Below are 16913 nucleotides of genomic sequence, written 5' to 3'. Positions count from 1 at the left end.
CGCTGGCGATGGTTTTCTCAGCCCTCTCGGGTGTTTTGGTACGGATGCAGAGTTGCAGGTGCAATCGGCTACCTACAGGAAGATGCTTGAAAAGTCAATAGGATAAAATCAACAACAAAATATCAATCATGATGAAAAGAATTATTTTAGCAAGTTTGGTGGTTTGGGCTTTTGCCGCCACTGCAATGGCTCAGTCGGGCAGAGAGATTGCCCAAAAAGTAAAAGATCGTCCCGATGGCGATACCCGTCAATCGGAATTGGTCATGAAACTGATCAATAAGCGTGGGGCGGTACGCGAGCGGAAGCTTATCTCTTACTCCATAGACGTGGGAGCGGGGAAAAAAGACCGTAAGAGTATCATGTTCTTCCTATATCCCGGAGATGTAAAAGGGACGGGCTTTCTCACTTGGGATTACGACAATCCTAATAAAGACGATGACAGATGGCTCTACTTGCCCGCGATGAAGAAAACCCGCCGCATCAGTGGCTCTTCTGCCAAGCAGGATTACTTTATGGGCAGTGACTTCACCTATGATGATATGGGCAGTCGCAATGTAGACGAAGACTCCCACCAGTTGCTGGGCGAAGAGACTATTGGCGGACACAAGTGCTGGAAGCTGGAATACACGCCTAAAGACAAACGTGAGATCTACTCTAGAAAGGTGGCGTGGATTCGTCAAGACTGCCTTATCGCCGTTAAGGTGGAGTACTACGACAAGATGGGGAAGCTACACCGTCGCCTTGAATTGTCGGACATTGTGAAGATTTCTGGTTTTTGGATTGCAAAAAAACTGCATATGACCAATGTTCAGACTAATCATCAGACGATTCTTGAGTTTAAGGATCCTAAGTTCAATACCCCTATGAACGAGGCTCAATTCAGTGTAAGCACCTTGGAAAAAGGCCGATTCTAATGACAGATACAACTAGTCATTCAGCAAAATTCTTGTTGCTGTTTATTCTCTTCTTGCCCCTGCATATCGCATGGGGTCAAGAAGAGGTGGCTTCATCGTGGCAAGTCAAAGGATTTGTGGATACCTATCATGCCGTCCGATCCGAAAAACCGAATAACTTTATGTCTTCGCGCACGAGAATAAGGGGAGAGATAGGTAAAAGTTTTGAAGGCTCTTCGCTTTTTGTCTCATTCAACGCAACTTACAATGCATTATTAAAAGAGCGTACAGGTTTTGAACTGCGGGAAGCGTATCTTGACCATAGAGATGACCATTGGGGCTTTCGTCTTGGGCGACAATTGGTCATTTGGGGGGCGGCAGACGGTGTGCGTATTACCGACTTGGTCTCTCCTATGGATATGACAGAGTTCTTGGCACAAGACTATGATGACATTCGGATGCCAGTCAATGCTCTACGCCTTTTCGTTTTTAACGATACAATAAAATTGGAACTGCTTGCCGTGCCAACCTTTGAAGGGTATAAACTACCTACCGACGCAATAAATCCATGGTGTATTTTGCCCAAAGATAGCCCACTGCCTATTGTCTGGGAAGAAAACGGGAGCCACCCCAGTCTTCATTTTGCCAATATCGAGTATGGCGGAAAGCTATCTTTTACCTTGCCTGGAGTGGACTTTTCGCTCTCCGCATTGCATACGTGGAACAAGATGCCCGTGTTTACGTATCGCCCTACAGATACCCACATTGTCGTTTCTCCGCAATACTACCGAATGGGATTTTTCGGAGGAGACATATCCAAACCTCTAGGGCAACTGGTATTACGAGGAGAAGCAGCCTTCAATGTGGGGAAGCATTTCAGCTATAGACCTGATGCGTCTGATCAAGGACAAAAGGGATTCAACACTGTGAATTATCTCGTGGGTATCGATTGGTATGCCCCCAAAGATTGGGTGGTGATGGCACAGTTTTCCTCTGAAAGCATCCTAAAGTACGGAGACCAGATTGCACAGCCGCGTCACAATTCACTCCTTACGCTCAATGTGTCGAAAAAGCTGTTGGATAACACTCTACAACTCTCCAACTTCACCTATTTCGACCTCAATCATAAAGGTTGGTTTAGTCGGTTTACTGCCGCCTACTCTCTGAATGACTTCATTCAGCTCTCTCTCGGGTATGATTGGTTTGGAGGCGATGAAGGTATGTTCAGCACGTACAAAAACAACTCAGAAGTATGGGCGAAGGCAAAATATAGCTTTTAATTGAATGTGATGAGCAAAGCAAACGATACCAGCTGCCTCAATTCCGCATAAAAGTTGATGCGGAATTGAGGATCGATCCCTGACCGGCACTCCGCTCCGAGGAATTGCATAAAGGCATAGCCCAGTCCGCCCGCAGCTCCTGCACCCGGCTCACCACTTCGATCGTAGCCAAGGTGGTCCGCTGCTTGAGATGCCAGCTCTCGCATCCTACCCTCAATTACCGACACCATCGTCGGGGTCGCACCCTTCTGTGGAGCGAAGATGAGAGCCGCACCACGGGCACCACAGAGCGGATTAGTGACATCACTCGCCAGGATGAAGTGACAGTCGCAGAGCGCATCACCGAGTGCCTCTCGCGCCATCCCGAGAGCGTCAGTCAGCGCCTGCAGCATACCCACTCCACCATCACAGGTGGCGGTGCCCCCCAGCCCTATTATGAACCGCCGGTAACCGCAACGATAGGCATCAGCTACCAACTGACCCACCCCATACGAGGAGGCCACGAGCGGATTACGCCGATCCGGGGGCACAAGGTGGAGTCCCACGGCTTGGGCTGACTCGATGAGCACCACCTGTCCCCTCGTGATGCCGTAGTCAGCAGTGACCGGGCTCCCCAGTGGATCCCTCACTGGTAGAGACACACGCTCTCCCCCCATCACTGCCAAGAAAGCGTCCAGCATCCCCTCCCCACCATCTGAGACCGGGACGGAGATCACCTCCGCCAGAGGATCAGCACGGCGGATCGTCTCCGAGACAACCGCCTCCGCCTCCAGCGAACTCAGGCACCCCTTGAAGGAGTCTATGACCAAGACGTACGATCGCATTGCAGCCACAATATACACAGAATGATCCAGAAGCCTCCCACCCTTCCCCAGTACGCCGGGGTGACGCATTGGAGCGCTTTTGTAATCCATAAGTGACTGACCCTCAGTCGTCCGTCAGCATGCTCTCTCCATCGGCATCGGACACCTCTCTGGGTCTGCTGCAGGACTATCTCTTTCCTAACACTTTGTGCCGACCCGCTCTGAGAAAATTCTAATACCGATATTAGTGACACCTAATATCGGTATTAGTGAATTCTTTTACCGGTATTAGATCGACCCTCCCACTTGGGGGTCTGCACATAGACCTTGGACTATGATGATGAAGTTTTTCAGAAGAGAGGAGACACTAAAGTGGTTCGCGACCGCCATCCCTGCTAAACCTGACGACCCTCATACGGGATTTTTGTGCAGCGGAGGATTTTCATTGGTGTTAAGAAAACTCTATATTTGTAAGAGCGAATGAAGAAACTGCGAACCATATTGGTCGGTCTGGCGGGGATCCTTGCGGTCCTCTCCCTCTCGGTGGCTTGCCATCGGTCTGAGGGTGTTGATCGGGTCGCTATCGCTGCGCTCGACAGCCTTGACCGAGTGATCGATCACCGGTCTCACTATATGGAGCTCAAGGAAGAGCGTCTCGGTGAGCTGAGGGCAAGATTAGAGACCACTGAGCAGGAGGGGGCACCCTTGGAGCAGCGCTATCGCAGCACGTTGGAGCTCGCACAGGAGTACAGACCATTCCGCTTTGACTCCGCACTATACTTCTCTCGGGAGGCACTGGATCTAGGGCGTCGGCTCGAGGACCTGAGTGCCTCTCGCCGCGCTGGCATAGAGGTCGCCTATTGCTACCTCTCAGCGGGACTCTTCCTTGAGGCACGCGAGACCATTGATGCGATAACTCCCGACAGCACTCTGGATAGTGAAGAGGCTATCGCCATCCATCTCCTTCGGATGAAGTACTTCCTCGACCTCGCGGACTACAACGACCACAATGATGAGATGGCGCACAGGTACCGCTCGGCAGGTCTCAGGGAGGCAGATGAGGTGATCGCCCTCGCACCAGAGGGCTCTCACGACCATTACTATGCGCTGATCCATAAGCGGCTACACCTACACCAGTACCGTGAGGCACTCTCGACGATCGATGAGCTACTCCGGCAGGAGTCGATCACCGACCGCGATCGAGCGATACTCCTGTCACTGAAGGGGACAGCTGCCACTCTTATGGATGATGATCTGACAGCTGTGGAGGCTCTGGCTCAGTCTGCTGGGTATGACCTGATCACCGGCACGCACGAGACCACGTCGCTTGCCCGCCTTGCTGGCGAGCTGTATCGTATGGGCGACATCGACCGGGCAGCAAGGTACATCGACCTCGCCATGGAGGACGCCAATTACTACGATGCGAAGCACCGGAAGGTTGCTGTAGGCGACATCCGCCCTCTGATTGAGCAGAGCAGGATGCGTCAGATAGACCTACAGCGGCGTCAGATGACCACCTACACCATAGTCGCCTCATTACTCTGCCTGATGCTGATCGTCGCAATCGTGGTGATCATCCTCCAGATGCGCCAACTACGCCGCGCAACGAAACAGATAGAGGAGGCCAATGGCGCCCTACGACTCTCCAATGAGCGGCTCGAGGAGGCCAATGCGATCAAGGACGAGTACATCGGATCCTCCTTCTACAGGCAGGGAGCCTACTTCCACGAGCAGGAGGAGCTCTACCGCTTCCTCAGGCAGCGATTAGAGAGCAAGCAGTACGATGCGATCCGTAAGCGGATCCGCCAGAGTGAGGTGACGAGAGAGCGAAAAGATATGTACGCGGACTTCGATGAGACCTTTACTCATCTCTTCCCCACCTTTGTCACTGAGTACAATGCCCTCTTCCCCCCTGAGGAGCAGCAGTCGCTCCTCCCGGGCGACCCGCTTACCCCCGAGATGAGGATCTTTGCCCTGATCCGCGTCGGGGTGTCTAAGACGGAGCAGGTGGCACACTTCCTCAATTACTCCGTCAATACGATCAACACCTACAAGACGCGGGTAAAAAACAAGTCCCTCGTGGAGAATAAGGACTTCGAGGGAGAGATCATGAAGATCGGGAGATCGAGATAGACCTCGACCAAAATAGAGACAGAGGGGGGCAAAAATGGAACCTCAAACCTCCCAAAAAAAGACCATATTGAGGTTATATTTATGAGTTAAGAAAATTAATTAGTTACCTCATAACCTGCACACTACGACCTCAATCAACTAATATACCCTTATATACTTTTGTGGTTACTTGGCAGACTGTCCCGAAGGGGTGACTTTTGTATCAGAAATTAATGGGGCCCACTCCGTCCTAACCCTTCGGAGTGCCCCATTACCCTCGATCACATTTTACGAAACCCTATAAGTATAAGCAGTCATGAAACCACGTACGCTTATCCTCTCCCTGCTCCTTGCGCTGACGATATCGATCGGATCCGCCGGGGCACAAGAGGTCCTCAAGTCCCCTGATGGCAAGCTCACCCTCACCTTCCACCTCGGGAGCAAGGGCGAGCCGATGTATCGTCTCGACTATGGCGACAAGCCGGTCGTGCGGGACAGCCACTTAGGCTTCTTCCTCAAGGATCACGAGGATGGTGACCTCGTCTCTGCCTTTGAGCAGCAGGGCGATGCCGTCCGCTCCACCTTCGACGAGACCTGGACGCCGGTCTGGGGCGAGGTGAGCACGATCCGTAACCATTACAATGAGATGCTCATCCGCCTCTGCCAGAGGGACAATGGTCGCGAGATGGATCTTCGCTTCCGCCTCTTTGATGACGGCATGGGGCTGAGGTACGAGTTTCCCGACCAGGATCGCCTGATCTACTTCACGGTGAAGGAGGAGGCAACGGAATTTGCCATGGCGGGCGATCACACCGCCTTCTGGATCCCTGGAGACTACGACACACAGGAGTACAACGTCACCGAGTGCCGTCTCAGCGAGATCCGCAGCCGGTACGACGAGGCGCACATCCACAACGCCTCTCAGCAGGACTTCTCCAAGACAGGTGTGCAGACCCCACTGCAGCTCAAGGCTGACAATGGGCTCTACATCAATATCCACGAGGCCGCGCTGATCGACTTCCCGGCACTCAATCTGGAGCTGGACGACAAGGCTATGGTCTTCCGGGCACATCTCACGCCGGATGCTCAGGGGAGCAAGGGGCACGTGCAGACTGCATTCAACACCCCTTGGCGTACTGTCATCGTCAGCGATGATGCGCGGGACATCCTTGCGAGCAAGCTGATCTATAATCTCAATGAGCCGTGCAAGATCGAGGACACCTCTTGGATCAAGCCGATGAAGTACATGGGCGTCTGGTGGGAGATGATCACCGGCAAGAGCACATGGGACTACACCGACGATCTCCACAGCGTCCATCTCGACCGGACCGATTACTCCAAGGTGAAGCCCAACGGTCGCCACGGAGCCACGACCGCCAATGTGAAGCGCTTCATCGACTTTGCCTCCGCCCACGGGATGGATGGGCTGCTGGTCGAGGGGTGGAACGTCGGCTGGGAGGACTGGTTTGGACACCAGAAGGACTACGTCTTTGACTTCGTCACACCCTACCCCGACTTTGACATCGAGGAGATCCACCGCTACGCCAAGGAGAAGGGGATCAAGATGCTGATGCACCACGAGACCTCCAGCTCAATCCGCAACTACGAGCGTCACCTGGATGCCGCCTTTGACCTGATGAAGAAGTACGACTACCCGGGCGTCAAGACCGGCTACGTCGGTGACATCGTCCCCTACGGGGAGTACCACTATGGTCAGTGGCTGGTCAATCACTACCTCTATGTGGTGAAGAAGGCTGCCGAGCGGCAGATTATGATCAATGCTCACGAGTCGGTCCACATGACCGGACTGAGCCGCACCTACCCCAACCTTCTCTCTCAGGAGTCGGCCAAGGGGCAGGAGTTCCAGACCGGGGGCAATCCCGCCAATCACCTTACCATCCTTCCCTTCACCCGCCTCATCGGTGGTCCGATGGACTACACTCCCGGTATCCTGATGATGGACCTCAGCCGACTCAATCCGGACAACCACAATGTCGTCCGCACTACCGTCTGCAATCAGCTCGGTAGCTACCTGACGATGTACACGCCACTCCAGATGGCGGCCGACCTGCCGGAGCACTACGAGGAGCGGATGGATGCCTTTGAGTTTATCGAGAGGGTGCCGGTGGACTGGAGCGACAGCAAGTACCTCGAGGCGGAGCCGGGACGCTACGTCACCGTAGCACGTAAGGACAAGTCGAGCGAGGACTGGTACATCGGCAGCGTCAGCGGAGTAGACCGAACGACGAAGATCAGCCTCGACTTCCTCACCCCGGGTAAGAAGTATCTCGCCAAGGTGTGGCAGGACGGCAAGAAGGCTCACTACCTGACCAACCAGTACGACTATACCATCACGGAGCAGAAAGTGACCTCCAAGAGCACCCTCACCCTGCACGAGGTGGAGGGAGGAGGCTTCGCCGTGATCCTCTCTGAGATCAAGTAAATCCCTTAACCCCATATCTTAGTATGAATAAGAATAGCAGTATACTCAAGCAGGCTCTGCGACTACTCGCCCTACTAGTGGTGGTCAGCGGGAGTGCGCTCTCTGCTCTCGCCCAGTCGGTACGCGCCCACGGTGTGGTAGTCGACGTGGAGGGCTCTCCCCTACCCGGTGTCACCGTGCGGGTGACTGACAAGGTAGGACAAGGGACGATCACCGATATGGACGGAAACTTCTCCATCCAGGTCGAGAAGTCTGATCGCCTCACCTTTACCTACGTCGGCTTCGTCGATCAGACGATTGCCGTAGCAGACCAGACCTTCCCCCTTCGCCTTGTCCTCCACGAGGACTCCGAGCTCCTCGACGAGGTGGTGGTGATCGGGTATGGGTCGGTGCAGAAGAAAGACCTCACCGGCTCTATCACCACGATCTCCAGCAAGGACTTCCAGAAGGGCGCCATTGCCACTCCGGATCAGCTCATCACCGGTAAGATCGCCGGTGTGCAGATTGTCCCCGGTGGCGGAAGTCCCGGCGCCGGCTCCACGATACGCATCCGAGGCGGTGCCTCGCTCAATGCCTCCAATGACCCGCTGATCGTCATCGACGGCGTGCCTATGGAGGGCGGCTCTCTCCCCGGAGCACCGAGCGCACTTAGCTCGATCAACCCCGCTGACATCGAGTCGATGAATGTCCTCAAGGATGCCTCCGCCACAGCGATCTATGGCTCCAGAGCCTCCAATGGCGTGATCATCATCACGACGAAGAAGGGAAGTCTCGGCCAGCCACTCCATGTACAGGCCACCACCCGATTCTCCGTCTCCACCCCTCGTAAGTATGTCGATGTCTACACCGGCGACGAGATCCGCGAGATCGTAAAGAAGAGCGGCAATGCGAAGTACATCGCTATGCTCGGAAAGGAGAATACCGACTGGCAGAGCGCCATCTACCAGACCGCCTTTGGTACGGATAATAACGTCAGCATCAGTGGTGCCACCTCCTGGCTCCCCTACCGCGTGTCTGTAGGATACTACAACGAGAAGGGTATCCTCAAGACGGACCACATGCAGCGCGTCACCGGGGACCTCAGTCTGTCGCCCCATTTCCTCAATGACGACCTCACAGTGACGCTGAATGTCAAGGGCTCCCACACCCGAAATCGCTTCCCCAATAGGGACGCCATTGATGGGGCAGTGAGGATGGATCCGACCCAGCCGATCATGTCTGATGATGCGGTCTTCAAGCCCTTCGGCGGCTACTGGTTCCTCACCGGTGAGGGTACCGAGGGTCAGGTGATCCCCCGCTCACAGGCACCTCGTAATCCCCTTGCCCTCTTGATGGAGAAGGAGGACCGAGGCACCACCAATCGCATCATCGCCAACTCGATGATCACCTACAAGCTTCCCTTCGTCAAGGGGCTGAGTATGAACCTCAATCTTGCCTACGACTACGGCGTGGGGCAAGGCACCATCTACATCCCCACCACAGCACCGCTCAATGAGTACACCAATCAGGTGATCGGCAAGGGCGGTCTGGACAATCAGTATCGCCAGGAGAAGACAAATAAGCTGCTCGACTTTTACCTCAATTATAAGGTGGAGTCAAAGGCTCTCCTCGGTGCTCTCGATGTGATGGCGGGCTACTCCTACCAGGACTGGCTCACCAAGGATTACAAGTACGCCGACAAGACCGCCGGAGGGATCGAGTACAATAAGCCGGTCTTCCCCTACGATATGCCGAGGAATACGCTTGTATCCTTCTACGGTCGTGTCAATTACTCTCTCCTCGACCGCTACCTCATCACAGCTACAGTGCGTACCGATGGCTCCTCCCGCTTTGCACCCAAGTACCGCTGGGGTATCTTCCCCTCCGTCGCTTTGGCATGGAAGATCAAGGAAGAGTCCTTCTTCAAGGACGTAGATGCCGTCAGCGACCTGAAGCTCCGTCTCGGCTACGGTCTGACCGGACAGCAGGATGGTATCGCCAACTACAGCTATCAGCCGGTATACTACCTCAGTGGCAATCAGTCAAAGTACCTCCTCGGTGACAAGTGGTACAATATGTACAAGCCTGCCGCTTACGATGCCGAGATCAAGTGGGAGCAGACCGCTACCTCCAATATCGGTCTCGACTACGGATTCCTCAAGGGGCGCCTCTACGGCTCGATCGATCTCTACGTCAAGCACACCAAGGACCTCCTGAATACGATCCCGATCCCTGCCGGAGCCAATTTCTCCAATAAGCTCCTCACCAACATCGGCTCTATGACCAACAGGGGTGCAGAGTTGTCAGTGAACTATATCCCGATCGAGACGAAGGACTGGAACTGGGTGCTGAACTTCAACGCCACCTACAACCAGACCGAGATCACCAAGCTGACGCAGGTCGAGGACCCCACCTATCTCGGTGCTGAGGTGGGCGGTATCAATGGTGCCACCGGCAACAATGCCCAGATCCACTCCGTAGGCTATGCGCCTTACTCCTTCTTTGTCCACAAGCAGGTTTATGATGAGCAGGGTAAGCCCATTGAGGGTGTCTTTGCGGACCTTAATGGTGACGGAAAAATAGACAACTACGACAAGTACCACTGTGGCAAGCCGGCACCGGACTTCCTCTTCGGTCTCAGCACCTCACTTCGGTACAAGGGGCTCACCCTATCCACCTCCCTGCGTGCTAATACCGGCAGTAAGATCTACGACAACGTCTCCAGCAACAATGCCACCCTCGACTCGGTCATCGACCCTCTGGGATGGATCAGCAATGCGACACACGACTATAGTGAGTCCGGTTTTATCAATAAGCACTACCTCTCCGACTACTACGTCCGAGATGCCTCCTTCCTCAAGATGGACAATCTGACCCTGAGCTACGACTTCGGTCGCCTCTTCCACGACAGCGTAGGGATCAACCTCGGTGCGACGGTGCAGAATGTCTTCACCCTCTCCTCCTACAAGGGCATTGACCCGGAGGTCTCCGGTGGGATCGACCACCAGTTCTACCCCATACCCCGCACCTACTCTCTTAGTCTGGGTCTCTCCTTTTAAGTCATGCAAAAGATTATGAAGACTACTACCATACTCATCTCTACCCTACTCACTGGGCTACTCCTCGCCTCCTGCGTCCGCGATCTCGATCGAATGCCGACGAATGACGTGACCGGCACCAAGGTCTTCGCCACCGAGGAGGGTACACGTGAGGCCTTTGCCAAGGTCTATGGCGCCTGGGCGCTCGCGGAGGGCGATGTTGCCGGTATTGACGATGGTACCTCGGGATTTACCAGAGCGTTCTTCAACCTCCAGGAGCTACCCACTGACGAGGTCAAGTGTGCCTGGAACGACGAGGCAGTCAAGGGGCTGAGCGACGGTACCTGGGACGCCACCACCGGCGTTGTCGCCGGAGCTTATTACCGCTCCATCATCCAGATCAAGTTTGCCAACGAATTTCTCGCTAACGTGGACAGCTCTCCCATCAAGCCTGAGGAGAAAGAGCTGATGAAGGCGGAGGCGCGCTTCGTCCGCGCCTTCCAGTACTGGGTGCTGATGGATCTCTACGGCGATGTGCCCTTCATCACCGAGCAGGATCCGACAGGCAAGACCGCTCCTAAGAAGATCGCCCGTAAGGAGCTCTACGACTACATTGTCTCGGAGCTAAAGGCGATGGAGCCGCTCCTCAAGCCTGCCGGTCAGCAGGTCTATGGTCGCGCCGGTCAGGCTGCCGCACAGGCGCTGCTCGCCCGTGTCTACCTCAATGCAGAGGTCTACACCGGCACCGGTCACTACGCTGAGGCAGCGGAGTATGCAGAGAAAGTCATTACCGGCGGCCATAAGCTCCATCCGATATACAAGGATCTCTTCGGGGCGGACAACCACAAGTTTACCGATGAGATCATCCTCGCCGTCCCGACGGATGGGCAAAATGCCCAAAGCTGGTCCGGTGCCACCTTCTTCGTCTGCGCCTCCTACAATCAAAAGATGCTCACTGAGCTACAGGACAAGGGTCTGCTGCCCAGTGTCGGCACCAATGGCAAGTGGGGCGGCAATAGAGCCACACCGACCTTTGCCAAGCTCTTCACCCCGGAGGACAGCCGCAACCTGCTCCTCAAGTCAACCGACACCATCGAGAAACTGACCGACTTCGACCAGGGCGTATATGTCTATAAGTACACCAATGTGACCAGCGACAATAAGCCGGGCAGCCATCTGGACTTCTGCGATATGGACTTCCCCCTCTTCCGTCTCGCCGAGATGTACCTTATCTATGCCGAGTGCGCCGCACGGGGAGCTGCCGACAAGGGCAAGGGACTGGACTATCTTAATAAGATCCGCAGCCGCGCTGGCATCGCACCTGCAGCCGGTCTTGAGCTCTCGCAGATCATTGACGAGCGCGGGCGCGAACTCTACTGGGAGGGACACCGCCGCACCGACCTGATACGCTTCGGACTCTTCACCTCCGGCAGCTACCTATGGGAGTGGAAAGGTGGAAAGGCCTCCGGTGCAGCTATGACCGCCGACAGGGCACTCTACCCCATCCCCGCTTCTGATGCACTCGCCAATCCTAACCTTCGTCCCAAAAGCAAATGACTCAGACCATGAATAGAATACATCACCTGGCATCTGCGACTCTCGCCGCCCTCATCCTCTCCCTCGTGGCAGGATGCAGCACCGAGGATCCCATGGAGAGCTTTGATGCCGTCCTCTCCTCCAAGTCTCCCGCTGTGCTCGATCAGCCCGCCTCCACGGCAGTGACGATCACCCCTGAGAGCACCGGCACGCTCGACCTAAGCTGGAGCGCCGCCAAGTATGGTGACATGATCCCTGTCACCTACACCCTCGTCATCTCTCGGGGAGGAAGTGAGAAGCGGATCGAGTTTCCGGTACTAACCGGTGCACGTCAGATCTCTATCCCACTCCAGCAGCTCAATAAGCGACTCGTCACAGAGCTGGAGATGGAGGGTGACACTCCGGACAAGGTCTCCGTTACGGTGGAGGCACTTCCTCTGGCCGACAAGGGCAACGACCACGCCCTCGAGACCTACAGGACCACCTCGGCACCACTGGAGCTGACGATCACCCCGTTCCTCGCCACTGTCCGACCTAATCTCTACTTCCTCGTAGGGGACCTCAGCGGCAGAGACGGCGCACCTGGGTGGAATGAGAAAAACAACGATCACCTCTTCTTCGCCGATGATAATAGTGCCCTCACCTACCACTACTATGGGTACCTCAAGGCCGGTGCCGCCTTCAAGATCTTCCCGGAAGCCAGCATTGGCAGTTGGGATAATGTCCTCGGGATCCAAGACGGCAAGCTGGACACAGGCGGGGGAAATATCGAGCTCCCCGCTGACTCTCCTGCCGGGTACTACCAAATCACACTGACCGTCAATAGGGGCAAGCTTGATCCCGCCAAGGCGACCATCAGCTTTACGCCCATCGATGTCTCAGCCAAGCCGACATTCGACAAGATCGGTATCATCGGCACCGCCGGCATTGACTGGGATCACGACCTCCTCCTCGAGCAGTCCAAGACCGAGCCACACCTCTGGATCGGCAGAGGGATCGAGCTGAAGGAGGGCGAATTTAAGCTTCGCGCCGATGCTGCCTGGAATACCAACTGGGGCGGTCAGGAGAAGGAGAAATTCCCCACCGACTTCGGCATCGCCGAAGGGGGAGAGAATTGGAAGGTCACCGCCAAGGAAGCAGGCACCTACGATGTCTACTTCAACGACCTCACCGGCAACTACTTCTTCAATAAGCTCGATAAGTAATATATTTGGTAAGAAAGAATTATTAGGTCTGCTCCCACCGGTGAGGTCCATATGGACACTTCGCCGGTGGGAGCTTTTTTCCCGATGACTATGCATACTCACAAGCCGCTTATCACCCTCCTGCTACTGCTGTTGACCTGGCCGCTCCTAAGGGCGGAGAGCAGGCTCACGATCCACCCACAGCAGTGGTGGGTGGGGATGAAGGATCCGACTCTCCAGATCCTCCTCTACGGAGACGAGCTGGTCGGGGCGACGCTCTCCGTGGAGGGCATCGGTGTCACGCTCTCCGAGACTGCCTGCCCTCCCAACCCTCGCTACCGTCTCCTCTATCTGGATCTCAGCAGTGCCGTGCCCCAGGATCTCCAAATACGGATACGGGGGACAGAGGGCAACGAGCGGATCATCAGTTACCCTCTCCTCAAGAGGCAAAGGCAGGAGACAAAGGCTCAGGGCTTCTCCCCTGACGATGTCCTCTACCTGATCATGCCGGATCGCTTTGCCAATGGTGACCCAACCAACGACATCATCGAGGGGATGCGAGAGACCCGTGTCGATCGGAGCGATGGCTATGCCCGACATGGTGGGGACCTAAAGGGACTCAAGCAGAGTCTTCCCTACCTCTCCGACCTCGGCGTCACCGCCCTCTGGCTCAATCCTGTGCAAGAGAACGATATGAGCGAGGGCTCCTACCACGGCTATGCAATCACCGACTACTACCGCATTGATCCCCGTCTGGGCAGCAACGATGACTTTCGCAACTTCGTGCAGGAGGCACACCAGAGAGGGCTAAAGGTCATTATGGACATGGTCTTTAATCACTGCGGCTCCGAGAGCCCACTCTTCCGTGATATGCCTGGAGAAAATTGGTTTCATCACGGCAGTCAGTACCGCCAGACCTCCTTCAAGACCTCTACACAGATGGACCCCAATGCCCCTAAGAGCGAGCGAGAGGAGGCCACGGACGGATGGTTTGTAGAGACGATGCCGGACCTTAATCATAGCAACCCCCACGTGATGACCTACCTCACACAGAGCAGCATCTACTGGGTTGAGTACGCCGGGATCGATGGGATACGGCAGGATACTCACCCCTTCGGTGATCTGGGGGCGATGGGGAAGTGGTGCGATGCGCTCTTAGAGGAGTATCCGGACTTCAATATCGTGGGGGAGACTTGGTTTAAGCTCCCCTCTCAGGTGGCCTACTGGCAGCGTGGCAGCCGTCTCGCCCACCCGGTGGACAGTCGTCTGCCAACGGTGATGGACTTCCCCCTTATGCTTGCAACAACGAGGGCATTTGACGAAGAGACCACGCCATGGGATGGCGGACTCTTCCATCTCTACGAGTGCCTCTCAGCCGACTTCGTCTACGAGGACAGGGATAGGCTGCTCACTTTCCTTGACAATCACGACACCTCCCGCTTCTGCAAGGACAGCACCGATGCAGCCAACCTCAGCCGCTACCGGCAGGCACTCGCCTTCCTCCTCACGACACGCGGTATCCCTCAGCTCTACTACGGTACCGAGATCCTGATGGCGGCAGACAAGGGTGAGGGGGATGGTGCTCTGAGACAGGACTTCCCCGGAGGATGGGAGGGTGACAGTAGCGACGTCCTAAGAGGAAAGGGACTCTCCCCGACACAGCAGGAGGCACTCGCCTACACCCGGCGACTCCTCAGGTGGCGGCGAGGCAATAAGACCCTCACGAGAGGAAAACTCCGCCACTACAGTCCTCGGGATGGCGTCTACATCTACACCCGCAGTCTTGACGGGAGTTGTGTGATGGTGTTGCTCAACGGCACCTCCGAGGAGCGAATGGTCAATCTCTCCACCCTGCCCCTCCCCGCCGGGACAAGGATCCAGCGAGAAGTAACCACCGACAGGATCATCACATCAGACGAGAGGATTCTTACTCTACCTCCTCACGAGGTCATCATCCTCGAGTAAAACGCACCATCAGTCCTGGCACAGTCGTTGACGATGGTCCCCGACAGAGATCTCTACTGCAGTCACGCTGTGGTAGAGATTTTTTTGTCCATCTCTGGAGAGAAAGTTTTCCGTCTGTTCTATCAAATTTTTCTCCTAGAAAATCAGAAATTGGTATCTTTACGGAAACATAAAAACCAATAACTACCACTGAACTATCATGAGCGATAAAGTCATCGATCAGAAACCGAAGGAGGTCTTCCACTACTTCGACCAAATCACCCGTATCCCCCGCCCCTCCAAGAAGGAGGAGAAGATGATCGCCTACCTGCAGGACTTTGCCAAGGAGCATGGGCTGGAGTGTGAGGTAGATCATGCGGGCAACGTCCTGATCCGTAAGGGCGCTACCCCGGGCTATGAGGATCGGGAGAGCATTGCCCTCCAGTGCCATATGGATATGGTGTGCGAGAAGGATAAGGACGTGGACTTCGACTTCGAGACCGATCCCATCCAGACCTACGTCGAGGATGGCTGGGTGCACGCTCGCGGTACGACGCTGGGCGCTGACGACGGGATCGGTGACGCAGTCTGCCTCGCGATCCTCGCCTCCGAGTCCATCGAGCATGGTCCCATCGAGTGCCTCTTCACCCGTGACGAGGAGACCGGCCTTACTGGAGCTATGGAGATGGCTCCCGACTTCATCGAGAGCAAGATCCTGATCAATCTCGACAGCGAGGAGGAGGGCGAGATCTGCATCGGCTGCTCCGGCGGTAAAGATACTGTAGCCGAGCTGGAGTATGAGCGCACCTACGCCTACCCTGAGCTACACTACGCCCGGATAGAGGTCCGCGGGCTCCACGGCGGACACTCAGGGAGCGAGATCGACAAGGGGTATGCCAATGCAGTCAAGCTGTTGGCCCGACTTCTCTTCCGTCTCGGTAACGAGGTGGAGTATGTCCTCGCCTCCATCGAGGGGGGCAACCTTGACAACGCCATTCCTCGCGAGGCACATGCCGTCATCGGTGTGGCACCTGAGGATCGGGATGCTCTGGCTGCTTTTGTCAACGTCTTCCGCTCCCACCTGCAGGACGAGTATAAGGTGATGGAGCCGGGGCTGAGGGTTGAGCTAGATACGGTGGAGACGCCGGACTACTGCATTGACACCGACACGGCTAATGACCTGATCTTTGCTCTCGTTGCCTGCCCTCACGGCGTGATCGAGATGAGTCGCGAGATCGATGGACTGGTACAGACATCGACCAATCTCGCCTCCGTAAAGATGCAGAATGAGGACGAGGAGGACGCACTGATGGTAGTCACCAGCCAGCGCAGCTCGATCGACTCACAGATCGATATGGTAGGCGATATGGTGCGTGCCACCTTTGAGGCTATCGGAGCTGATGTGTATGAGCACAGTCCCTACCCAGGCTGGGAGCCCAATACCGAATCTCAGATCCTCCAGATCGCCTGCGAGAGCTACCGCGCCCTCTACGACACGGATCCCAAGGTGTACGCCATCCACGCCGGGCTGGAGTGCGGTCTCTTCCGCCAGAAGCGGCCTGAGCTGGATATGATCTCCGTGGGACCGACGATGCTCTATGTACACTCGCCGGCTGAGCGTCTGGAGGTGGCCTCGGTAGGGAAGTTCTGGGACTACATCCTCGACATCCTTAAGCGCTCCCCCAAGGCAGGCAAGTAAGC

10 protein-coding genes are annotated in these 16913 nt (G+C 55.6%); 9 read left to right on the top strand and 1 reads right to left on the bottom strand.

Annotation, left to right across the window (positions count from 1 at the left end; all coding sequences use genetic code 11):
• The first annotated feature begins 128 nt into the window (after nucleotides 1–128).
• Complete coding sequence (locus AC1EKE_RS04435) at nucleotides 129–914, top strand: outer membrane lipoprotein-sorting protein (RefSeq protein WP_480308403.1); 786 nt, start codon at nucleotides 129–131, stop codon at nucleotides 912–914.
• Nucleotides 914–2173 carry a DUF1302 family protein gene (locus AC1EKE_RS04430; protein WP_480308402.1) on the top strand — a complete coding sequence of 420 codons (1260 nt, stop codon included), beginning with the start codon at nucleotides 914–916 and terminating at the stop codon, nucleotides 2171–2173. The genes AC1EKE_RS04435 and AC1EKE_RS04430 overlap by 1 nt, the downstream gene beginning before the upstream one ends.
• On the opposite strand, the gene AC1EKE_RS04425 is transcribed toward AC1EKE_RS04430, so the two are convergent.
• Nucleotides 2170–2997, bottom strand: coding sequence for a glycerate kinase family protein (locus AC1EKE_RS04425; RefSeq protein WP_480308444.1), 828 nt, complete (start codon nucleotides 2995–2997; stop codon nucleotides 2170–2172). The two genes, AC1EKE_RS04430 and AC1EKE_RS04425, sit on opposite strands and share 4 nt — an antisense overlap.
• A gap of 459 nt (nucleotides 2998–3456) precedes the next feature.
• Between AC1EKE_RS04425 and AC1EKE_RS04420 the strand changes: the two genes are divergently transcribed.
• The 7 genes from AC1EKE_RS04420 to AC1EKE_RS04390 all read left to right on the top strand — a co-directional run bounded on the left by AC1EKE_RS04420 (nucleotide 3457) and on the right by AC1EKE_RS04390 (nucleotide 16911).
• The gene (locus AC1EKE_RS04420; RefSeq protein WP_480308401.1) at nucleotides 3457–5109 is read left to right on the top strand and encodes a DUF6377 domain-containing protein; all 1653 of its coding nucleotides are present in this window, start codon (nucleotides 3457–3459) and stop codon (nucleotides 5107–5109) included.
• Between the two features lie 295 nt (nucleotides 5110–5404).
• Nucleotides 5405–7531 (top strand): glycoside hydrolase family 97 protein, encoded by a 2127-nt coding sequence (locus AC1EKE_RS04415; protein WP_480308399.1) that lies wholly within the window; start codon nucleotides 5405–5407, stop codon nucleotides 7529–7531.
• 23 nt (nucleotides 7532–7554) lie between these two features.
• Complete coding sequence (locus tag AC1EKE_RS04410) at nucleotides 7555–10569, top strand: SusC/RagA family TonB-linked outer membrane protein (RefSeq protein ID WP_480308397.1); 3015 nt, start codon at nucleotides 7555–7557, stop codon at nucleotides 10567–10569.
• A gap of 15 nt (nucleotides 10570–10584) precedes the next feature.
• On the top strand, nucleotides 10585–12105 hold the full coding sequence (locus AC1EKE_RS04405; RefSeq protein WP_480308395.1) for a RagB/SusD family nutrient uptake outer membrane protein: 1521 nt from the start codon (nucleotides 10585–10587) through the stop codon (nucleotides 12103–12105).
• An 8-nt stretch (nucleotides 12106–12113) separates the two neighbouring features.
• Nucleotides 12114–13289 carry a SusE domain-containing protein gene (locus AC1EKE_RS04400; protein ID WP_480308394.1) on the top strand — a complete coding sequence of 392 codons (1176 nt, stop codon included), beginning with the start codon at nucleotides 12114–12116 and terminating at the stop codon, nucleotides 13287–13289.
• An 84-nt stretch (nucleotides 13290–13373) separates the two neighbouring features.
• Nucleotides 13374–15233: a glycoside hydrolase family 13 protein gene (locus AC1EKE_RS04395; RefSeq protein WP_480308442.1), complete on the top strand. Its 1860-nt coding sequence runs from the start codon at nucleotides 13374–13376 to the stop codon at nucleotides 15231–15233.
• 199 nt (nucleotides 15234–15432) lie between these two features.
• Entirely contained in the window at nucleotides 15433–16911 is a 1479-nt protein-coding gene (locus tag AC1EKE_RS04390) for an aminoacyl-histidine dipeptidase (protein WP_480308392.1), read from the top strand.
• Nucleotides 16912–16913: the final 2 nt, after the last annotated feature.

This window comes from Porphyromonas sp. C0041D3 (genome assembly GCF_056590575.1).
Note: the sequence above shows the minus strand (reverse complement) of the source record. Positions and strands in the feature narration are given on the sequence as shown.

Excerpts from the sequence above, each read along its gene's own strand:
- AC1EKE_RS04435 (WP_480308403.1), top strand. The coding sequence starts at position 129 with ATGATGAAAAGAATTATTTTAGCAAGTTTGGTGGTTTGGGCTTTTGCC.
- AC1EKE_RS04430 (WP_480308402.1), top strand. The coding sequence starts at position 914 with ATGACAGATACAACTAGTCATTCAGCAAAATTCTTGTTGCTGTTTATT.
- AC1EKE_RS04425 (WP_480308444.1), bottom strand. The coding sequence starts at position 2,997 with ATGCGATCGTACGTCTTGGTCATAGACTCCTTCAAGGGGTGCCTGAGT.
- AC1EKE_RS04420 (WP_480308401.1), top strand. The coding sequence starts at position 3,457 with ATGAAGAAACTGCGAACCATATTGGTCGGTCTGGCGGGGATCCTTGCG.
- AC1EKE_RS04415 (WP_480308399.1), top strand. The coding sequence starts at position 5,405 with ATGAAACCACGTACGCTTATCCTCTCCCTGCTCCTTGCGCTGACGATA.
- AC1EKE_RS04410 (WP_480308397.1), top strand. The coding sequence starts at position 7,555 with ATGAATAAGAATAGCAGTATACTCAAGCAGGCTCTGCGACTACTCGCC.
- AC1EKE_RS04405 (WP_480308395.1), top strand. The coding sequence starts at position 10,585 with ATGAAGACTACTACCATACTCATCTCTACCCTACTCACTGGGCTACTC.
- AC1EKE_RS04400 (WP_480308394.1), top strand. The coding sequence starts at position 12,114 with ATGAATAGAATACATCACCTGGCATCTGCGACTCTCGCCGCCCTCATC.
- AC1EKE_RS04395 (WP_480308442.1), top strand. The coding sequence starts at position 13,374 with ATGACTATGCATACTCACAAGCCGCTTATCACCCTCCTGCTACTGCTG.
- AC1EKE_RS04390 (WP_480308392.1), top strand. The coding sequence starts at position 15,433 with ATGAGCGATAAAGTCATCGATCAGAAACCGAAGGAGGTCTTCCACTAC.